Origin of the sequence: uncultured Friedmanniella sp., from assembly GCF_964244005.1 — a bacterium.
GTDB lineage: Bacteria > Actinomycetota > Actinomycetes > Propionibacteriales > Propionibacteriaceae > Microlunatus.
This window is the reverse complement of the sequence record NZ_CAXTHG010000041.1, coordinates 1-18264: the sequence shown is the minus strand read 5'-3', so window position 1 is coordinate 18264 and position 18264 is coordinate 1. Positions and strand designations below refer to the sequence as shown.

The window sequence follows — 18264 nt, the reverse complement described above, 5'->3', positions numbered from 1 at the left end:
CGGGGTCCGAGCTCAGGGGTCGTCCACGTGGTCACAGTGCGGGTTCCTTCTGATGGGATGAGGTCGCGGTCTGCCGGTGAGGGCATGGCGGGGCTACCGGTCGACGCCGACCGAGAGACCGAGGGTCAGTGCGGGTTGATGCTCAGGGCTGGTCAGCGGTGTCGGCCGGCACGTCGGCCGCCGGCCACTCGGCGCAGGCCCACTCGAGCTGAGCCGTGGCCGCCCAGGTGGCGAGCAGCTGAAGCCCGTCGCTGCTGGCTGAACCGGGTGCGGCGGTGAAGGCGAGCAGCTGCAGGCCGGGTTCGGAGGTGAGGTCCATCGCCTCGAAGGTCAAGTCGAGGTCTCCGACAACGGGGTGGCACACCTGCTTCGTCCCGGTGCGGTGCACCCGGACGTCGTGGGAGGCCCACAGGGTGCGGAACTCCTCGCTACGGGTGGCGAGCTCCCCCACGAGGTCGGTGAGGATCCGGTCGTACGGCGCGCGTCCCGCCTCGGCCCGCAGCAGGGCGACGACCTGGTGGGCGTTCCCCGGCCAGTCCCGGTAGAAGGTGTGGGCGCGAGGGTCGAGGAACACGAACCGCGCCGCGTTCATCGGTCGCTGCGGCATCACGAACATCTCCGAGAACAGGGCCGCTCCGAGCCGGTTCGTGGCCACGGCGTCAAGGCGGCTGTTCTGGACGAACACCGGCACGTCGCGCATCGTGTCGATCAGCCGTTGTACGCCAGGTCGCAGCTGCTGGGGACGCGACGGGCCGCGACGGCGGACGGGATGAGCGCCCTGGTTCGACGCGCGGACCAGGTCGTAGAGGTGTGCGTGCTCGGCCTCGTCGAGCTGGAGGGCGCGGCTGATCCCGTCGAGGACCGTCTCGGAGACTCCGGCGCCGTTGCCGCGTTCGAGGCGCACGTAGTACTCGGTGCTCATGCCAGCGAGCAGCGCGACCTCCTCGCGGCGCAGCCCCTTGACCCGGCGCCGTCCGCCGAAGTCGGGCAGGCCCGCCTCGGCGGGGCTGAGCCGTTCGCGCCGTGAGATCAGGAACTCACGGATGTCGTCCCTGTTGTCCATGACGTCAAACGTAAGCGCCGCACCGGGGTCCAGGGAGTCCCTGGCGTTAACCCCATCGGCAGGGACTCCCTAGGCCGTGGCCGCTCGCCTTCACTGGAACACATCACTCCAGGAAAGGCCCTCCCTCATGCTGAGAACACTTCTTCCGTCCGGTTCATCACCGACGCCGCTCGCGGCCTGGGCGTCGACCTGGCCCGAGCTCTCCATCGACGACCACCCCGAGCCCACCACGCAGACGATCTCGCTACGGGAGAAACCGGCCATGACGAAGACTCTTGCCGCCCTCGCCGCTGCCACAGCCCTGGCGGCTCTGAGCGCCTGCTCCACCAACGCGGGCATCGAGTACATCACCGAGCTGGACGCGCCGATGACCGAGACGGGGCCGTTCTATACCGACGTCGAGGCCGGAGACATCGTCTACTACAACCCGATGGACAGCATCACCGTCATCTACGCCCCGACTTCGTCGGTGCCGACGCTCACCACGATGGGCGAGGTCAGCTCCGACCTCGCCGCGTTCCAAAACCTGCCCGACAGCGTGGACATGCGGATCGAGCGGGCCTGAGATGACTGTTGAAACGGTGACCCCGCGTAGCTCCGTCGAGCTGGCTCACGGCCCGAAGTGGGCCAACCGCTATGCCCTCGCGCCGATGACCAACAAACAGAGCCACGAGGACGGCACGTTGTCCGAGACCGAGTACCAGTGGCTGGTGGCTCGCGGCCGCGGCGGGTTCGGTGTGGTGAAGACCTGCGCGGCCTACGTCGCCGACACCGGCCGTACCTGGGACGGCCAGCTCGGCATCGCGTCCGATCAGCACCTCCCCGGCCTCACCCGCCTGGCCGACGGGCTGCGGGCGACCGGCACCCGGTCCCTGGTCCAGCTCCACCACGGCGGCCTCCGCGCCGACCCACGGCGAGCAGGCCAGCTGCTCGCGCCGTTCGACGACGCCGGGTCCGGCACTACCGGGATGAGTAGCGGCGACGTGGCACAGATGGTCGAGGACTACGTGGCGGCCGCGGTGCGGGCCGAGCAGGCGGGCTTCGACGGCGTCGAGGTCCACGGTGCGCACGGCTTCCTGCTCGCCCAGTTCCTCGACCGACGCAACCAGCGCACCGACGGCTACGGCGGTTCCCTCGAGCACCGCATGCGTGCCCTGGTCGAGGTGCTGACGGGGATCCGGTCGGCGACCGGGAACGGCTTCCAGGTCGGTGTACGGCTCAGCCCCGAGGCCAAGGGAACCCCGCTCGAGGAAGGACGTGACGTAGCGCGGGAGGTCCTCAGCAGCGGGGTCGTCGACTTCGTCGACATGTCCCTGTTCGACGTCTACGCCACCCCGCACTACCACGACGACAGGGGCCTGCTCATCGACACGTTCACCGACCTCCCCCGAGGACATACTGTGCTGAGCGTCACCGGCCACGTGCTCTCGGCTGAGGACGCTGCCTGGTGCTTGGCCCACGGTGCCGACGCCGTCGGCATCGGGGTCGGCGCGATCCTGCACCACGACTTCGCCGACCGTGCCCTCGCCGACCCCACCTTCACGGCCCGACCTCAACCGGTGTCCCGCGACGTCCTCCGCGCTGAGCTCGTCGGACCGGCGTTCCTGGACTACCTCGCCGCCGAATGGGCCGACCTCGTCGCCTGAGCCGGCCCGCACGCCCCCGTCCACCAGACATCCGCCGCACTCCCCCACCAAGGAGACCCCCGTGACGTACCGCACACGAGCCCGCACCGGAACCAGCGTGTCCAACCTCGCCCTCGGGGCCATGGAGCTTGGCGCCAAGTCCAAGGAGGACGACTCCTTCGCCGTCCTCGACCTCTTCGTCGAAGCCGGCGGCAACCTCATCGACACCGCCAACGGGTACGGAGGCGGCGAGTCGGAGGAGCTGCTCGGACGCTGTTCGCCAGCCGCCCGGCCGAGGTCACCGACCGCATCGTGCTCGCCACCAAGGCCCGCCTCGGCACTGGCCCCGACACCGACGAGGCCGGCACCGGACGCCGAAACCTCGACCTCTACCAGATGCACGGCTGGGACCCGCTGACCCCGATCGAGGAGACCCTTGGCTTCCTCGACGACACCTGCGAAGCGGCAAGATCCACTAGATCGGGCTGTCCAGCTTCACCGGCTGGCAGCTGCAGCTCACCCTGTCCACCGCCTCAGCGCTGGGGCTGCAGCTCCCGGTCACCCTGCAGCCAGGTGGCCCTCAGCTGGCTGGTCAACCGACCCTCCGTGACGGGGTGTTGGCATGACCACACCTCAGCTCTCCCCACCCCCGCTGACCGTCGCCGCGGCCGCCGGCACCGACCCCACCGCCGCGGCACTCCCGGCTCCCACGCACAGCCGGGTTCGGCGGACCGGGCGCCGGATCGCCCGCCTCGCTGTCTGGTGGCCGTTCTGCTCGCCGTGTGCGCCGGGACGAACGCCGTCCTCACGGTCCGCGAGGGCCTGGCGCAGCCGTACGGCCACCTGGTCACCCACTGCTCCCACGACCAAACCGATCTGGCCGCCGCCACATCATTCCGCCGTCTCGGCGACGGAGATCTCGGGTCTCCCGATTGTGTTGACCCCGCTGATGGTGGTGGATGCACAACGGCAGCGGGAATGCAGCCGTGCGGCACATCTGTCGGATACGAGCGTGGGCGCTTGCTGAGCAGCCACCCCAAGCTGCGGTTCTCCTGTCACGTCACCGTCAGCCGAGGTGCAGCTGCCAACAGCGAAGCGTCCGCCCTCCGCATCCAACCGTCGGTACTGAGGCGAACAGTCACGTCACGTAGTCCGAGAGACGTTTCGGACTGTCTTCTGGTCGGTGTCGCCCCGCTGGCCCAGAAGGTCAATCAGGTGCCACCAGGTAGCGTTTTGAAAGAGCCCCAGCGTGCGCATCGACGCCACGACGGGCACGGTGCGCGACGACGCCGCCGGAGCCCACTCCCCGGGTACAGCCCGGACCTGAGATCAGGAGAGATGTCGATGGCCAGCGCGCACCTCACGTACCCGCTCCGCGTCCCGGAAGACGGCGCGGAAGGTGGAGGCCTCCGCAACTGGGCCCGCAACGCCACCCTGGCTCCGGCCGACGCGATCAGCGCACCCGCCACCGAGGGCGAGCTGCAGTCCCTCCTCGCGACGAGCGACGCCGGCGTCCGGGTGATCGGCAGCCGAATGTCCCCCGGTCGGATGTTGGAGCTGGCGGCACCGGGCGACACCCTCCTCGACCTCAGCCACTTCCGCGGTCTGGTGGATCTCGACGACGACAGCGCGACCTTCGGCGCGGCCACCCCGCTGGACGAGGTGTACGCCTGCCTCACCAGCCACGGCAGGATGCTGCCCGCGGCTCCGGGGGTGATCGCGGCCCAGACGCTGGCCGGTGCGCTGGCGACCGGGACGCACGGCCAGGGTCTGCAGCAGAGCTGCATCGCCGACGCCGCGGTCGGTGTCCGGATGGTGCTGGCTGACGGGTCGGTCGCCGACTACGACCACGACCATCCGTGGTTCCCGGCGGTCCGGCTTGGGCTGGGTCTGCTCGGCGTGATCACGCAGGTGACGCTTCGCACCGTAGCGTCACCGATCTACACCTGCATCAAGAGTGCCGTGAGCGCCGACACCCTGCACGAGGACCTCGAGACCTGGAACCGCGACTATTCCTTCAGCAAGGCGTGGTGGTTCCCCGACGAAAACCAGGTGCACGTCTGGGTGGCCCGCGAGGCCAACGGCGACGAGGTCCTGCGCTACCTGGACAACGAGCGGGCCCTGGTAGAGCACGAGACGACCAGCGACGCGCTCAACGCGACCGTCGACCAGGCCTTGGTTCACATGCGCAGTGACACCAAGATCGTCGACGAGAACGGCAAGCCGTTCCGTACCGTCAACCGCTTCAAGAACTTCACCGACGTGACCGGCGACGTCTACCAGGTCTTCTGCCGGGGGATCGCGACGCCGCAGATCAACGTCGAGATCGCCATCCCGTTGGCGCTGGCCGGCGGCTTGATCAAGAAGATCAAGGACTGGCACACCGAGACCCGGCCGCACATGCACTACCCGATCATCCTGCGCTGCACCGGACCGTCTGAGTCCTGGCTCAGCCCGTCGTACGGGCAGGAGACCTGCTTCTTCGGGTTCGTCGTCTACTACGCCGAGGACGGCACGTTGGCCGAGGAGGGCCAGAGCTTCCTGCGCGCCGTCGAGCAGGTGCTCGCCGCCGAGGGCGGCAGGCCGCACTGGGGGAAGTACTACGACGAGACCCTGTACGACTGGCCGGCGCTCTACCCGCAGTGGGACGCCTTCCGGCAGGTCCGCGACGCGCTCGACCCGCACCACCGTTTCGACAACGCGTTCACCGCCGCCCTGTTCGCTGAGCTCGGATTCGATGAGCACCGAGGAGAAGCACGATGAAGGCTTGGGCCACGCTGCTGACGCAGCCGAACTACCTGATGGGCGTACGCGCGCTGCGCGCCTCCCTCGCGCGGACGGGCAGCGACTACCCGCTGGTCGTGATGGTGACCGAGGCGATCGATCCCGAAAGCCGGCGGCTGCTGGAGGGCGACGGGTGCCTGCTCCGAGAGGTCGAGCCGATCAGCCCTACCGGCGGCCTGAACGACCGCTACGCCAACGCCCGCTTCGCCGAGGTCTGGACCAAGCTCGCGGTGTGGCGGCTGACGGAGTTCGCACGCGTCGTCTTCCTCGACGCCGACATGCTCGCGGTGCAGAACATGGACGAGCTGTTCACCCTCGAGCTGGCCGAGGACCACATCGCGGCCTGTCACGCCTGCCGGTGCAACCCGAACCGGATCGCCAGCTATCCCCCGAGCTGGACCCCGGACAACTGCTTCTACACCCACGGCCGAGGCGTCGAGCACACCAGTAGCGCCGAGATGATGGACGACTACCTCAACGCCGGCCTGCTGGTCCTCCAGCCGGACGAGAGCGTGTTCGCTGACCTGATGAGAAAGCTGTCCGAAGTGGAAGACCTCTCGGGATACCCCTTCGCCGAGCAGGACTTTCTCAACGAGCACTTCGACCGCCGGTGGCAGCCGCTCCCCTACGTCTACAACGCCCTGAAGACGCTGCCCTTCCAGCACCCCGCGCTGTGGGACGACGCCGCGGTGAAGAACATCCACTACATCATCGACAAGCCATGGCAGCAGCCTCTCGACCCCGAGGACCGCTACTACGCCCTGAACCAGCTCTGGTGGGAGGTCGCCAGCGACGTGGTCGACGAGCCCGCCGACATCGGCGCGCTCGGGTCGGTCGCCGCCGTCGCCTAGCTCGCCACCAGCCCGTCCAGGTCGCGCTCACCGGGGGGGCACGCAGCCGCTGAAGCATGGAGGCAGGGTACGCGTCCCTCAGGGCCGCTCCTCGCCTTTGGCCCCTCGGGAGGGCTCGACCGGTGCCCAGCGGCCGCTCGTCCTGCCGATGGACTTCGGCGTCCGTCGGCAAGACCAGCCAGCTCACGCCAGCGCAGGCAGCTTCGTCAGCGCTTCGGCCACGGCAGCCTTCAGCGTCTCGTCCTCCCAGCCCGTGTCGGTCACCGAGCCCGACAGATAGGCACCGTACGCCGGTAGGTCCAGGTGCCCGTGTCCGCACAGAGCAGTCACGATCACCTTCTCCTCCCCACTCTCCTTGCACCGCAGGGCTTCCTCGATCGTCACGGCCAGCGCGTGCGTCGGCTCCGGGGCCGGCACGATCCCCTCGGTCCGGGCGAACAGCACCCCTGCGGCAAAGCACTCGTTCTGTTGCTTGGCCACCGCCCCGATCTCACCGGTCTCGTAGAGATGACTGATCAGCGGGCTCATCCCGTGGTAGCGGAGCCCGCCGGAGTGGATCGGGTCAGGGATGAAGTCGTGGCCCAGGGTGTGCATCTTCAGCAGCGGGGTCATCCCGGCCGTGTCGCCGAAGTCGTAGGCGTAGGTCCCCTGCGTCAGGCTCGGACACGCCGCCGGCTCCACCGCGATCACGTCCGGGTTCATCCGGCCGGCCCACTTCTCCCGCAGGAAGGGGAACATCAGCCCGCCGAAGTTTGAACCTCCGCCCGTACAGCCGACCAGCAGGTCAGCCGTCTCCCCGATCTTGGCCAGCTGCAGCAGCGTCTCCTCGCCGATGATCGTCTGGTGCATCAGCACGTGGTTCAGCACGCTGCCGAGCGAGTAGTTGATCGTGGGGTCCTGGGCCGCCACCTCGACCGCCTCACTGATCGCGATGCCCAACGACCCGGGTGAGTCCGGATGCTCGGCGAGGATCTTCTGGCCGGCCGCCGTCAGCGGCGAAGGACTCGGATGCACCACACCACCGAACGTCTCGATCATCAACCGCCGATAGGGCTTCTGGTCGTAGGACGCCCGGACCTGCCAGACCTCGCACTCCAGGTCGAACTGCGCGCACGCGAACGCCAACGACGTCCCCCACTGACCCGCACCGGTCTCCGTGGTCAGCTTCTTGATGCCCGCCTTCGCGTTGTAGTAGGCCTGCGGGACCGCGGTGTTCGGCTTGTGCGAACCCGCCGGCGACACCCCCTCGTACTTGTAGTAGATCCGCGCCGGCGTCCCCAACGCCTTCTCCAACCGATGCGCCCGGAACAGAGGGCTCGGCCGCCACAGCCGATAGACGTCGAGCACCTCCTCGGGGATGTCGACGTACTGGTCGGTCGACACCTCCTGCATGATCAGGTCCATCGGGAACAGCGGCGCCAGGTCGTCGGGACCGATCGGCTGACCGGTGCCCGGATGCAACGGCGGCGGTGGCGGGGTCGGCAGGTCGTGCAGCACGTTGTACCAGCGGGTCGGCATCTCCGACTCGGCGAGATCGATCTTGTGCTGCTTGACCTGGGACATGTGTTCCTCCGGCGCTGGTGGTGGTGATCCTCACCCTAGGAGAGGCCTCAAGGGTGGGTCAGCTCCCAAGAGTGACGTGGAGAATCTTCTCCTTGCTGTTGTTCGCGATGCTGTCCTTGTCACCTTCGTTGGTGGTGGTCAGCCAGAGGCCACCATCCAGCGCCGGCTCCACCGTGCGGAGTCGTCCATAGGTGCCGTTGAGGTACGCCTGCACGTTGGTCAACGAACTCCCGCTGATGACCTCGCGATAGAGACGGGTGCCTCGTTCGCACGCCACGTAGAGCACGTCCCGGACGATGGCGATCCCGGAGCAGGAGCCCTCCGATGTCGGATAGGTGTGCTTGGGGGCGATGAAGCCGGCGGTTCCGCAGGAGCCGCTGGTGCCCTCGCACGCCGGCCAGCCGTAGTTGCCGCCCTTCGTGATCAGGTTCGTCTCGTCCATGATGCCGTTGCCGAACTCCTGCTCCCACAACCGGCCCTGGGAGTCGAAGGCCAGCCCCTGGGGGTTGCGGTGGCCGTAGCTCCAGACGTAGTTGCCGAACGGGTTGTCGGAGGGGACGCTGCCGTCGGCGTTGAGCCGGAGCACCTTGCCGTTGAGTCCGTTCTTGTTCTGGGCGTTGTCGCCGTTCTGCGCGTCGCCGGTGCTGGCGTAGAGCTTGCCGTCGGGCCCGAACCGCAGCCGACCGCCGTCGTGGAACTTGTTCCGCAGGATGCCACTGAGCAGGACCTGCTCGCTGCCGGTGTTGAGCCGGTCGTTCTCGTACTTGATCCGGACGATCCGGTTGTCGGTCGGTGTCGTGTGCATGATGTAGAGCCAGCGATCCGTGCCGAAGCTGGGCGAGATGGCGAGGCCGAGCAGCCCACCCTCACCGTCGGTGTTCGCCACGTTCGGCACCGTGCCGACGGTGGTCTTCGCCCCGGTGGTGGGGTTGAGGCGGATGATGTCGTGGGCGTCGCGGCGGGTGTACAGGATCGTGCCGTCCGACAGCGTGACGAGACCCCAGGGGATGTCGGTCTCGGTTGCCACCTGACTGACGGTGCAGACCGAGTTGGCGCAGGCCGCCCCCGTGGTCACCGTCGCAGTGTTGCTGCGGGCGGAGACGTTGGCCTGGGCGTCCCTGGCCACCACGTAGTAGGAGTACGCGGTGTTCGCCGACAGTCCGCTGTCGATGAACCGGGTGGCCGGGGCCACCGTGGCCGTCCCGGTGGTGCTGCCGACCTTGGCGCTGCCGCGGTAGACGTCGTAGGCCCGGACCCCGATGTTGTCCGTGGCCGCCGCCCAGGTCAAGGTGACCGTCGTGCCCGATGCCGAGCCGGCCAGACTCCCGGGTGCCGACGGTGCGGTGGTGTCGACCTGGCACTGCGGCGGAGTGATGTAGACGGTCTCGCTGGCCTGCGACACGTTGCCGGCCGCGTCGCGGGCGTTGACGAACAGGCCCCACCTGACTCCTCCGACCACGGTCAGACTGGTGGTCAAGGTGCTCCCGCTCACGGTCTGGATCAGCTGACCGTCGTGGTACACGTCGTAGTTGACCACCCCGACGTTGTCGGTGGCGGCGTTCCAGGCGAAGGTGACCGAGTCGCAGGTCAGGTTGGAGACGCGGGCGTTGCCCGGAACGGTCGGGGGCTGGGTGTCGGAGCTGGCCGCCGGGGCCTGCCACCTCTGGTTGGCCTGACCGTTGCAGGTCCACATCCCGACCGGGGTGCTGTTCGCCGTTCCCGCCCCGCTGATGTCTAGGCACAAGCCCGACTGCACCCCGACGATCGACCCGTTGGCGCCGAGCCGCCACCGTTGGTTGGCGCCGCCGTTACAGGTGTAGCTCTGCACGCGTGCCGGAGAGGTCGTGTCCTGACCCACCACGTCCAGGCACCGCGTGCTGTCGAACACCCGCAGCTCGCCCGCGTCGGTGAAGGTCCACCGCTGGTTCGGCTGGTTGTTGCAGGCGTAGATGTTGATGGCTGCGCCGGCGGCGGTGCTGTTGCCCACCACGTCCAGGCACCGGCCCGAACCCGGGTTGACTACCGTCCCTGTCGCTGCCGCCGATGCCGTCGGCACGCTGATCGCCAGCATCGACACCGCCAAGGCGATCACCACCGCCACCCACCAGCGTGCCCGTTGACCTGCGACCGCGAAGCAAAGCATGAATCATCCTCCGATGGGCTGGCCACTGGCTCCAGTGGCTGACTTCCTGGGCGGAGCCTAGCGTGCCAGAGGGACCGGGTAGAGAGGGGCTGGTTCCCCTGATCGAGCGCTGCAGTATCCGCCCCCGGAGCCGTGGTCTGGCCTTGTGACGGCGGCGCTGGGTGAGCCATGACCCGCGTATCAGCTGCGGCGAGCCACCTGCAGGAACTGACGGCACAGGAGCCTCACGATGGGCTCGGCTCCGAGCCGGCCGCCTGACGACGTCGTCGGGGTTGGCGCCGATGGATGCCGCTACCTACGGCACCATCCACCAGCTCTCCAGCCGCGCAGCCCGAGACGAGCCACCGTTCGGATCTGAGGTCCTCGGAATGACGGCGATCGACAACTTCGCCGTGAACAGGCCTAGGCCGAGGGCGTGGTGCCGCTCGGTGAGGTGGTCGGTGGTTGTACGCCCTGCATGACGTCGTGCACGGTGTAGTGCTGCAGCTCAGCGGTGAGAGCGGCGGCAACGGCGGTGTTGAGAGCTGTCAGTGATCGCTGGACGCTGCGGCCGACCGCGCAGGCCGGATCTGGGCCGTGGAGACCCAGTAACGGATCGTCGCCTTGGAGGAGGCGCCACACCTGATCGAGGGTGATGTGCCGGGGATCGGTGGCGAGTTCCGAGCCGCCGTGCACGCCGGGACGCGAGCGGACGAGACCGGCGGCGCGCAGCGGGCCGAGTACCCGGCGTACGTAGACAGCGTTGACGTTGGTGCTTTGGGACAGCTCATCTGAGCTCACCGGCCGGTGGTCCTCTCGACCGGCGAGGTAGGTCAGGACGTGCACGGCCACCGCGAACTGGGTGTTGGTCGACCGTGCCATGGGTCCCATCTTGCCATACGTGATCGTCTTGGCTACGGTTTATCCGCAATCAGACTGACTACAGATTGGACTGAGATGACCATCGCCATCACCGGAGCCTCTGGCCCGCTAGGACGCGCGACCGCCGAGCGGGTGCTCGAGACCGTGGACCCATCGGAGGTCGTGCTCACGACCCGGCACCCGGAGGCACTCGCCGACCTCGCCACTCTCGGAGTCACCGTGCGCCGAGCCGACTTCGCCGACCCCCGCACGCTCGTCGACGCCTTCGTTGGTGTCGACCGGCTGCTGCTCATCTCCTCCGACGCCGTCGGCTCGCGTCTGGGCCAGCAGCGCGCCGCCGTCGCGAGCGCCTTTGAGGCGGGTGTCCGGCACGTGGTCTACACCTCGGTCCCCGAGCCGGTCCCGGCCAACCCAGCCCTGGTGGTGGCCGATCATGCCGGCACCGAGCGGGCGCTCCGTGACAGCGGCCTGAGGTGGACGATGCTGCGCAACAACCTCTATGCCCACCTGCAGGTCCCCGGCATCGAGCATGCTGCCGTGTCTGGCCAGCTGGTGACCAACAGCGGCGACGGCGCCACGGCCTACGTCACCCGTGAGGACTGTGCGGCGGTGGCCGCCGCGGTCCTGGTCGGAGACGGGCACGAGGACCAGACCTACGACGTCACCGGCCCCGCAGCACTCACGGCTGCCGACCTGGCCGCTCTCGCCAGCGAGATCGGGGCGCACGATGTCGAGGTCGTCGTCGTCGACGACCTCGCTCACCAGGCTGGTCTGCAGGCGGCTGGTGTCCCGGCCGGGGTGGCGGAGCTGCTGGCCTCCTTCGGGGCCGCGGCCCGCCGTGGCTTCCTCGCCACCACCAGCTCGACCGTCGCGGACCTGACCGGCCGGGCGCCGACAGCGTTGGCCGACGTCGTGCGTTCGGCACGGCCGTGACGACGCCGACAGCGCCCTGCGGCGACTCACCGAGACCGGCCGCAGCAGGACCCGACCTGTGCCACGAGGAGAGGAAACCTCCGGGCACGGCTGGGGCGACCGCCAGCGTCCCGGCGAGCGAGCAGCCCGCGCGGGGCGTGTCGGTCCTGTTCATCCTCGGAGCTCTGGTCGCCCTCGGGCCCTTGTCGACCGACGCGTACGTGCCAGGGCTACCGGACCTCGCCCGCGATCTGCGCAGCTCAGCTTCCATGGCTCAGCTGACGGTCACGACGTGCTTGGTCGGCCTGGCTCTCGGCCAGCTCGTGGCCGGCCCGCTGAGCGATGCGCTGGGGCGGCGGAGACCTCTGATCGTCGGAGTCGTCATCTACACCGCAGCCGGGTTCCTGTGTGCCGCCGCCCCGACGGCAGAAGTCCTCATCCTGTTCCGCGGCGTCCAGGGCGTCGGCGGGTCGTTCGCCCTCGTCATCGCCTACGCAAGCGTCCGGGACCGCTACACCGGACGAGCAGCAGCGCGCTACTTCTCCCTCCTGCTTCTCATCACTGGCCTCGCCCCGATCATCGCCCCGATCGCAGGTGCTCAGGTGTTGAAGCTCGCAGGCTGGCGCGGAATCTTCGTCGCACTCGCCGTGCTCAGCGCTGTCGTGCTCCTCGCGTGCCTCGCAGCGCTGCCCGAGAGCCTGCCCCCGCAGTTGCGTCAGCCGGGCGGCCTCCGGGCCGCTAGGTCCGTGTACGTCCGGCTGCTGGCCGACCGGCACCTCGTCGGATACGGTCTGACCAACGCCCTGGTGTTCGCGGCCATGTTCGCCTACATCTCAGGGTCGCCGTTCGTCCTGCAGAACCTCTACGGGCTGTCTCCTCAGCAGTACAGCGTCGTGTTCGCGGTGAACGCAGTCGGGCTCGTCGCTGCGGCGCAGGCCAGTGGCCGGCTGGTCGGCCGGATCGACGCCCGACGGCTGCTCGGTGCAGGAGTTATCGGTGCGGCGGTCGGGGGTGTTGCTCTCCTGGTCGTCGTGATCGTCGGGGCGGGGCTGTGGCCCCTGCTCGCGGCCTTCTTCACGGTGGTCACCAGCGTCGGACTGGTGCTGCCGAACGCGGCAGCCCTCGCGCTGGAAAACCACGGATCGCACGCGGGTGCGGCGGCGGCACTGCTCGGGTGTACCCAGTTCCTGTTCGGTGGTCTCGCCGCACCGCTGGTCGGGCTCCACGCCGCCTCGGGCGCGTTGCCCACAGCAGTCGTGATGGCCGGACTAGGAGTAGCCGGCGTGGTCGCCTTCACCACCACGCACAGCAATCCCGGGTAGTACCGCTGGCGCCTGTGCGTCGGGAGGGTCCGGACAAGCCGGCCGCGGATGACATCGGCGCCGTGAACCGTGCCCAGATCCGTTGACACCCACGGTTATCCCGGAAATTTCGCAGGCCAGATTATTGGTCAACGAGGCTGGACGTGTCAGGTCAGTACCACGAGTGCGGCTCAGCCAGCACTGCTCCGGGCCTCGGTGACCAGCTGCTCGGAGACGTCCCACAGCCGCCGGGCGTCGTCCGGGTCGAGCGCGTGCGGCAGGACGCCCCAGATGCCGTGCAGCTCAGGCACCACCTCGGCCTCGTGGCAGTCCTCGAAGTACCGCCCGCCGATGCCCTGCACCTGAGGCGAGGTGGCCAGGAACACCGACGTGGCTGCACCCTGCTCGGGCGTCTTCATGTGGAAGAGGCCCGCAGCCGCCGCCTGACTGGCCTGCTCCTCCGCCGCGGCGCGCTGCTCGTCGCTCCAGTGGCGCTGTAGCGGGGTCCAGATGCCGCCCGGCATCAGCGCGTTGGCGGTGATGCCGTCGCCAGCCCAGCGGCGGGTCAACTCGACCGCGAAGAGGGCGTTGGCGGTCTTGGACTGGCCGTAGGCCAACCCGGGCGTGTACGCGCGGCGCTCGAAGAAGAGGTCGTCGAAGACCACCGGTGAGGTCGCGTGGCCGCTGGAGGAGACCGACACGACCCGGGCGTCCCCTGCGGCGGCCAGCGCCCCGTGCAGACCGGTGGTCAGCGCGAAGTGCCCGAGGTGGTTGGTGCCGAGCTGGGTCTCCCAGCCCTGCGCGGTCCTCCCCTGCGGGGTGTCCATCACCCCGGCGTTGTTGACCAAGATGTGCAGCGGCCCCTGCCAGGAAGCTGTCAAAGCGTCGATGCTGTGGAGGTCTGCGAGGTCGAGGTGGGTCACGGTGACGTCGTCGCGGCCGCTGGTCTCCGCGATCTCTGCGGCGACCCGGTCGCCGGCGGCCGTGTCGCGCACGGCGAGCGTTACCTGGGCGCCGGCGTGGGCCAGGGCGCGGGCGGTCTCCACGCCGATGCCCGAGGCGGCACCGGTGACGACCGCTCTCCGCCCGGTCAGGTCGAGTCCGTCGACGACCTGGAGCGCCGTGGTCGAGTCGTCGTAGTCATTGAGGATGCGGGTCATGGCCCGAGACTACAACTAACTGGTTAGGTTTTCAACTAACCGGTTAGTGTACGGTTGGCCTGTGACCACCGCCGGGGATCAGAGCCGCCAGCGCCTGCTGGCTGCCGCCACCGCGGAGTTCGCGGCCTTCGGCATCGCCGGAGCGCGTGTCGACCGGATCGCCGCGGCGGCGCAGGTCAACAAGGCGCAGATGTACGGCTGGTTCGGATCCAAGGACGGACTGTTCGACGCCGTGTTCGCGTCTTACCTGGACCGCATCGTCGACGTCGTCCCCTTCACCTCCGAAGACCTTCCCGGCTACGTGGTCGCGCTGTACGACTCCTACCTGACTGACCCCGAGCTCGTGCGGCTGGCCAGCTGGAAGCGCCTCGAGCGCGTGTCCGCCGGGGATCTGCTCGTCGCGCACCCCGGACATGCCGACGGCAAGTACGAGGCCATCGCCCAGGCCCAGGCAAACGGCCTCATCGTCGGGGGTATCCGCCCCGACGAGGTCTACGCGCTGCTGATCGCCCTGGCGGGTACCTGGTCACCGGTCAGCGGGACGTTCACGGCGTCCCTGGCCGAGGGGGACGCCGAGCACGCCCGCCGACGCCGGGCGTTGCGCGAGGTGGTGGCGCGCGCGTTCGTCCCACCCGCTGCACTCAGATGACCCGGAGAACCGCTGAGGATTTGCCGAGCGAGGACCCGCCAACCTGATCGTCGCCGCCGCTCCTACGGTTCCTCGAGCCACGGAACTGTGCTTAGCCTCTCTACGCATGCGGCTTGCAGTTCTGGGGCGGTCTCGGTCCACGTTTGGCGGTTCCAGGTTCCGGGAGAACCGCAGGCACGGTGCTTCCAACGCGGCGAAGCGATGGTCGAGGTCATCCCGAGCCTTGGCTGCGGACCTGGTCGGTTGTCGCGCCGTCCGGCTGATTCCCAGGCTCATCCCGCACCGCGCTTGACCTCGTCGACGCTCGTCGTGGGCCTGGGGCGACAAGGCCATCGACGATGTGGCGCCTCCTCGAAGCCTGAAGAGAGGTCACCGGCCTTCAGCTGCTGGTGAGATTGTGTCGTGGTGGCTACTCCAGACGGTCCGGTGGCGTTGCGCCGTGAGCTGGGGCTTGGCGATGCGGTGCTGGTGGGGTTGGGGGCGATGTTGGGCGCCGGCGTGTTCGCAGCGTTCGGTCCGGCGGCGGCTGCTGCGGGCGCTGGACTGCTGGTGGCGCTGGCCGTCGCTGCGGTGGTGGCGTACTGCAACGCCACCTCGAGTGCTCAGCTCGCGGCGGTATATCCCCAGGCCGGGGGCACGTACGTGTATGGCCGCCGCCAGCTCGGCCCGACGTGGGGGTTCGTCGCCGGGTGGGGGTTCGTGGTCGGCAAGACCGCTAGCTGTGCCGCGATGGCGTTGACGGCCGGTGTCTATGCGTGGCCAGGGCACCCACGACTGGCTGCGGTAGTGGCTGCGGCCGGGTTGACCGCTGTCAACTACCGGGGGGTGGCAAAGACCGCGGCAGCGACCCGGGTGCTGGTGGCGCTGACCCTGGTGGTGTTGGGCCTGGTGCTGGTCGGCTCCTTCGCCGGCGGGGCTACCGACCCGGCCCGGCTGTCCCCGCTGACCGGCCATGGCGCGTACGGGATGCTGCAGGCCGCCGGATTGTTGTTCTTCGCGTTCGCCGGCTATGCCCGGATCGCCACCCTCGGCGAGGAGGTGCGCGACCCGGCCCGGACGATCCCGCGGGCGGTGCCGCTGGCGTTGGGGATCGTGGTCGCGATCTATGCGCTGGTCGCGGTCAGTGTGCTGCTCGTCCTCGGCGCTGACGGCGTCGCGAACAGCGTCGCCCCGTTGCAGGAAGCGGTGCGGGCCGGGTCGCTGCACGTCCTCGCCCCGTTGGTGCGGGTCGGGGCGGTCGCGGCCAGTCTGGGAGTGCTGCTGAGCGCGATGGCGGGGGTGGGCCGGACCACGTTGGCGATGGCCCGGGACCGGGAGCTACCTGTGACGCTGGCGGCGGTGCATCCACGGTTCGCGGTGCCGCACCGGGCTGAGCTGCTGCTCGGGGCGATGGTGATCGTCGTGGTCAGCGTGGCCGACATCCGCGGGGCGATCGGCTTCTCCAGCACCGGGGTGCTGGTCTACTACGCGATCGCGAACGCCAGCGCCTGGACCCTGCCCGGCCACGCCCGGCGTTGGCGGCGACCAGTCGCAGCCCTGGGTCTGCTCGGCTGCCTCGCCCTGGTTGCCACCTTGCCGCCCGCCAGCGTGCTGACCGGTGTCGGAATACTCATCGTCGGCCTTCTCGTCCGGATGATCCTGCAACACCATCGTCGCCAGAAGAAGCGCGAGTGAGGCCCAGTCGGCGCGGCAACCCCGGCATGGAGCGAGCCGGTGGGACGTCGTGCCGGTCTCGATCAGTCTCCCTGAAGGTGAGCCCGCGACTGATGATTCTCGAGAGTGTGCAGAGTGCAGCCAGCGCTCCTCAGCCTCAGCGGCACGGCTGAGAGGGCCCGGCCGCTATGGCGAGGGCAGGGACGCGCTGATCCAGGCGGCGGTGCGCGCAGCCAGCAAGCCGGGGTTCAGACGCCTACCAGGACGAGCTCATCCTCGGTTCCCGCCGCCGAGCCGAGCCTCGGCCCATGTCGAGAAGTACTACGCCGGCTACCACGCAGCGGTGGCTCACGCCCTCGAACAGCTCCACCTTGCTGCAGACAAGGCGACTCTGTGTCGTCATCGGGATCCTCGGTCGGGTCCGGGCGGGCGGTCGTTCAGCTGGTGGGGGCTGGGTGCTGCGAAAGCAGGATTCCGGCGAAGAAGCGGGTCAGCTCGTCGATGGCGTCGAGGGGAAGCACGTGCGCCACGTACTGATCGGGACGGACCACGACGACGCAACCGGACCGGTCGATGCCGCGCGCGGTGAAGATGTCGTCCTGCGGATCGGCGGCGTAGATCTTCTCGTAGTTGATCAGCGAGAAGGGCCCTGTCCGCGGCCGAAAGATCTCCGGCGCCGCCAGCAGGTCGACCTCCTCGTACGACCGCTGAGAGACGAGCTTCACGTCGAAGAGGCTGTCCACCTCGTGACCTTCGGGGGTGTAGGCGACGACGGGCGACTGCGGTGAGGTGGCCAGCCACTCCGCCCAGGCCGCGAGTGTCGGGGTCTCCCCCGCGTCGGCGAAGGCATAGAGACGCCAGCGGCCATCCGCCTGTGCGTGGTGGCCCAGGTGCACCGGGCGAGTCCCTCGTGATCGACTACGTGTACGACTCCTCGGGCTTTCTGCGCGACAACTGGCGGGGCGAGTCACCTGTTCGTCCCCTGCAGACGCCAGCGGTGGCGGCCTTGGTCACACACCTGCACGAAGACCACACCGACGTTGTGGCTATCGAGTCCACCGTCGGCCCGGTAGGTGTCGTGCTGCGGCCGGCGGCGTTCGCCGGCTCGGCTGCCGAAGTGGTGCTTACCGCGAAGCAAGAGAGCGAGCTCGCGGCCAGCGACCTCGACGTCAGGACCGTTGCAGAGTGGGAGCAGACCACCCTGGGGCCGTTCACGGTCACCGCAGTCCCCGCGGTCGACGGCTTGGGCGATCCGCAGGTCAACTGGGTGGTGGAAGCCGACGGCCAGCGGCCCTTCCACGGCGGCGAGACGATGTTCCACGGCTACTGGTGGCCCATCGCCGGGCGTCTGGGGCCGTTCGACGTTGCTGCCCTGCCGGTAACGGTGCGGTGGTCGACGTGCCGCACCTGCAGCCGGGCAGCACCCTGGCTGCGTGCATGGGACCTGAAGAGGCCGTGCAAGCGGCGGTGAGTCTGCAGGCGAAGGTGCTGCTGCCCCTGCACTACGGCGTCAAGGGGGAGACGGTGGTTTACATTGAGGCCGACGACCCCCTCGCGCAGGTCGAAGGACGGGCCGCGGAGGCCGGACAGCGGGTGGTGACGCTCGAGCCAGGCCAGACCTTCGACGCTTCCCGGGACTAACCTCAATACCGTTCAGTTAGGGTCGGCCGATGGTGTAGGTTGGCGGGCTCTGGGGCTG

The 18264-nt window shown here is 69.0% G+C and carries 19 protein-coding genes; 11 read left to right on the top strand and 8 right to left on the bottom strand.

Annotated elements, in window-relative coordinates:
• Nucleotides 1–142 precede the first annotated feature (142 nt).
• A complete protein-coding gene (locus tag ACFE76_RS19000) occupies nt 143–1063 on the bottom strand; it encodes a helix-turn-helix domain-containing protein (protein WP_375433350.1) in 921 nt (306 codons plus the stop codon).
• Between the two features lie 90 nt (nt 1064–1153).
• Complete coding sequence (locus ACFE76_RS18995; protein WP_375433349.1) at nt 1154–1327, bottom strand: hypothetical protein; 174 nt, start codon at nt 1325–1327, stop codon at nt 1154–1156.
• Between ACFE76_RS18995 and ACFE76_RS18990 the strand changes: the two genes are divergently transcribed.
• The 3 genes from ACFE76_RS18990 (at nt 1326) to ACFE76_RS18980 (ending at nt 3106) form a co-directional block, all read left to right on the top strand.
• Nucleotides 1326–1628 (top strand): cyclophilin-like fold protein, encoded by a 303-nt coding sequence (locus ACFE76_RS18990; protein WP_375433348.1) that lies wholly within the window; start codon nt 1326–1328, stop codon nt 1626–1628. The two genes, ACFE76_RS18995 and ACFE76_RS18990, sit on opposite strands and share 2 nt — an antisense overlap.
• A gap of 16 nt (nt 1629–1644) precedes the next feature.
• Complete coding sequence (locus ACFE76_RS18985; protein WP_375433347.1) at nt 1645–2709, top strand: NADH:flavin oxidoreductase; 1065 nt, start codon at nt 1645–1647, stop codon at nt 2707–2709.
• Nucleotides 2710–2770: 61 nt separating this feature from the next.
• Nucleotides 2771–3106, top strand: coding sequence for an aldo/keto reductase (locus ACFE76_RS18980; RefSeq protein WP_375433346.1), 336 nt, complete (start codon nt 2771–2773; stop codon nt 3104–3106).
• 215 nt (nt 3107–3321) lie between these two features.
• Here the strand turns inward: ACFE76_RS18980 and ACFE76_RS18975 are convergent, their stop codons facing one another.
• Nucleotides 3322–3552: a hypothetical protein gene (locus ACFE76_RS18975; RefSeq protein ID WP_375433345.1), complete on the bottom strand. Its 231-nt coding sequence runs from the start codon at nt 3550–3552 to the stop codon at nt 3322–3324.
• A gap of 480 nt (nt 3553–4032) precedes the next feature.
• Between ACFE76_RS18975 and ACFE76_RS18970 the strand changes: the two genes are divergently transcribed.
• Together ACFE76_RS18970 and ACFE76_RS18965 are read left to right on the top strand one after the other, a co-directional pair.
• Entirely contained in the window at nt 4033–5451 is a 1419-nt protein-coding gene (locus ACFE76_RS18970) for a D-arabinono-1,4-lactone oxidase (RefSeq protein ID WP_375433344.1), read from the top strand.
• The gene (locus ACFE76_RS18965; RefSeq protein WP_375433343.1) at nt 5448–6323 is read left to right on the top strand and encodes a glycosyltransferase family 8 protein; all 876 of its coding nucleotides are present in this window, start codon (nt 5448–5450) and stop codon (nt 6321–6323) included. Before ACFE76_RS18970 ends, ACFE76_RS18965 begins: the two co-directional genes overlap by 4 nt.
• 183 nt (nt 6324–6506) lie before the next feature.
• Here the strand turns inward: ACFE76_RS18965 and ACFE76_RS18960 are convergent, their stop codons facing one another.
• The 3 genes from ACFE76_RS18960 to ACFE76_RS18950 form a co-directional block, all read right to left on the bottom strand.
• The gene (locus tag ACFE76_RS18960; RefSeq protein ID WP_375433342.1) at nt 6507–7886 is read right to left on the bottom strand and encodes a TrpB-like pyridoxal phosphate-dependent enzyme; all 1380 of its coding nucleotides are present in this window, start codon (nt 7884–7886) and stop codon (nt 6507–6509) included.
• Nucleotides 7887–7944: 58 nt separating this feature from the next.
• Nucleotides 7945–10029 (bottom strand): PQQ-dependent sugar dehydrogenase, encoded by a 2085-nt coding sequence (locus ACFE76_RS18955; protein ID WP_375433341.1) that lies wholly within the window; start codon nt 10027–10029, stop codon nt 7945–7947.
• Nucleotides 10030–10431: 402 nt separating this feature from the next.
• Nucleotides 10432–10890 (bottom strand): Rrf2 family transcriptional regulator, encoded by a 459-nt coding sequence (locus ACFE76_RS18950; RefSeq protein ID WP_375433340.1) that lies wholly within the window; start codon nt 10888–10890, stop codon nt 10432–10434.
• Nucleotides 10891–10965: 75 nt separating this feature from the next.
• On the opposite strand from ACFE76_RS18950, the gene ACFE76_RS18945 reads away from it, so the two are divergent.
• Nucleotides 10966–11823, top strand: coding sequence for an NAD(P)H-binding protein (locus tag ACFE76_RS18945; protein WP_375433339.1), 858 nt, complete (start codon nt 10966–10968; stop codon nt 11821–11823).
• Between the two features lie 137 nt (nt 11824–11960).
• A complete protein-coding gene (locus ACFE76_RS18940; RefSeq protein WP_375433338.1) occupies nt 11961–13124 on the top strand; it encodes a multidrug effflux MFS transporter in 1164 nt (387 codons plus the stop codon).
• A 170-nt stretch (nt 13125–13294) separates the two neighbouring features.
• Here the strand turns inward: ACFE76_RS18940 and ACFE76_RS18935 are convergent, their stop codons facing one another.
• Nucleotides 13295–14263, bottom strand: coding sequence for an SDR family NAD(P)-dependent oxidoreductase (locus ACFE76_RS18935; RefSeq protein WP_375433337.1), 969 nt, complete (start codon nt 14261–14263; stop codon nt 13295–13297).
• Nucleotides 14264–14324: 61 nt separating this feature from the next.
• Here ACFE76_RS18935 and ACFE76_RS18930 point away from each other — a divergent pair, with 61 nt between their 5' ends.
• Nucleotides 14325–14912: a TetR family transcriptional regulator gene (locus tag ACFE76_RS18930; RefSeq protein WP_375433336.1), complete on the top strand. Its 588-nt coding sequence runs from the start codon at nt 14325–14327 to the stop codon at nt 14910–14912.
• 405 nt (nt 14913–15317) lie between these two features.
• Entirely contained in the window at nt 15318–16586 is a 1269-nt protein-coding gene (locus tag ACFE76_RS18925) for an APC family permease (protein WP_375433335.1), read from the top strand.
• A 416-nt stretch (nt 16587–17002) separates the two neighbouring features.
• Here the strand turns inward: ACFE76_RS18925 and ACFE76_RS18920 are convergent, their stop codons facing one another.
• Nucleotides 17003–17461, bottom strand: a complete 459-nt coding sequence (locus ACFE76_RS18920; protein ID WP_375433334.1) for a hypothetical protein — start codon at nt 17459–17461, stop codon at nt 17003–17005.
• 14 nt (nt 17462–17475) lie between these two features.
• On the opposite strand from ACFE76_RS18920, the gene ACFE76_RS18915 reads away from it, so the two are divergent.
• Together ACFE76_RS18915 and ACFE76_RS18910 are read left to right on the top strand one after the other, a co-directional pair.
• Nucleotides 17476–18036 (top strand): MBL fold metallo-hydrolase, encoded by a 561-nt coding sequence (locus ACFE76_RS18915; protein ID WP_375433333.1) that lies wholly within the window; start codon nt 17476–17478, stop codon nt 18034–18036.
• A complete protein-coding gene (locus ACFE76_RS18910; protein WP_375433332.1) occupies nt 18033–18206 on the top strand; it encodes a hypothetical protein in 174 nt (57 codons plus the stop codon). Before ACFE76_RS18915 ends, ACFE76_RS18910 begins: the two co-directional genes overlap by 4 nt.
• Nucleotides 18207–18264 lie beyond the last annotated feature (58 nt).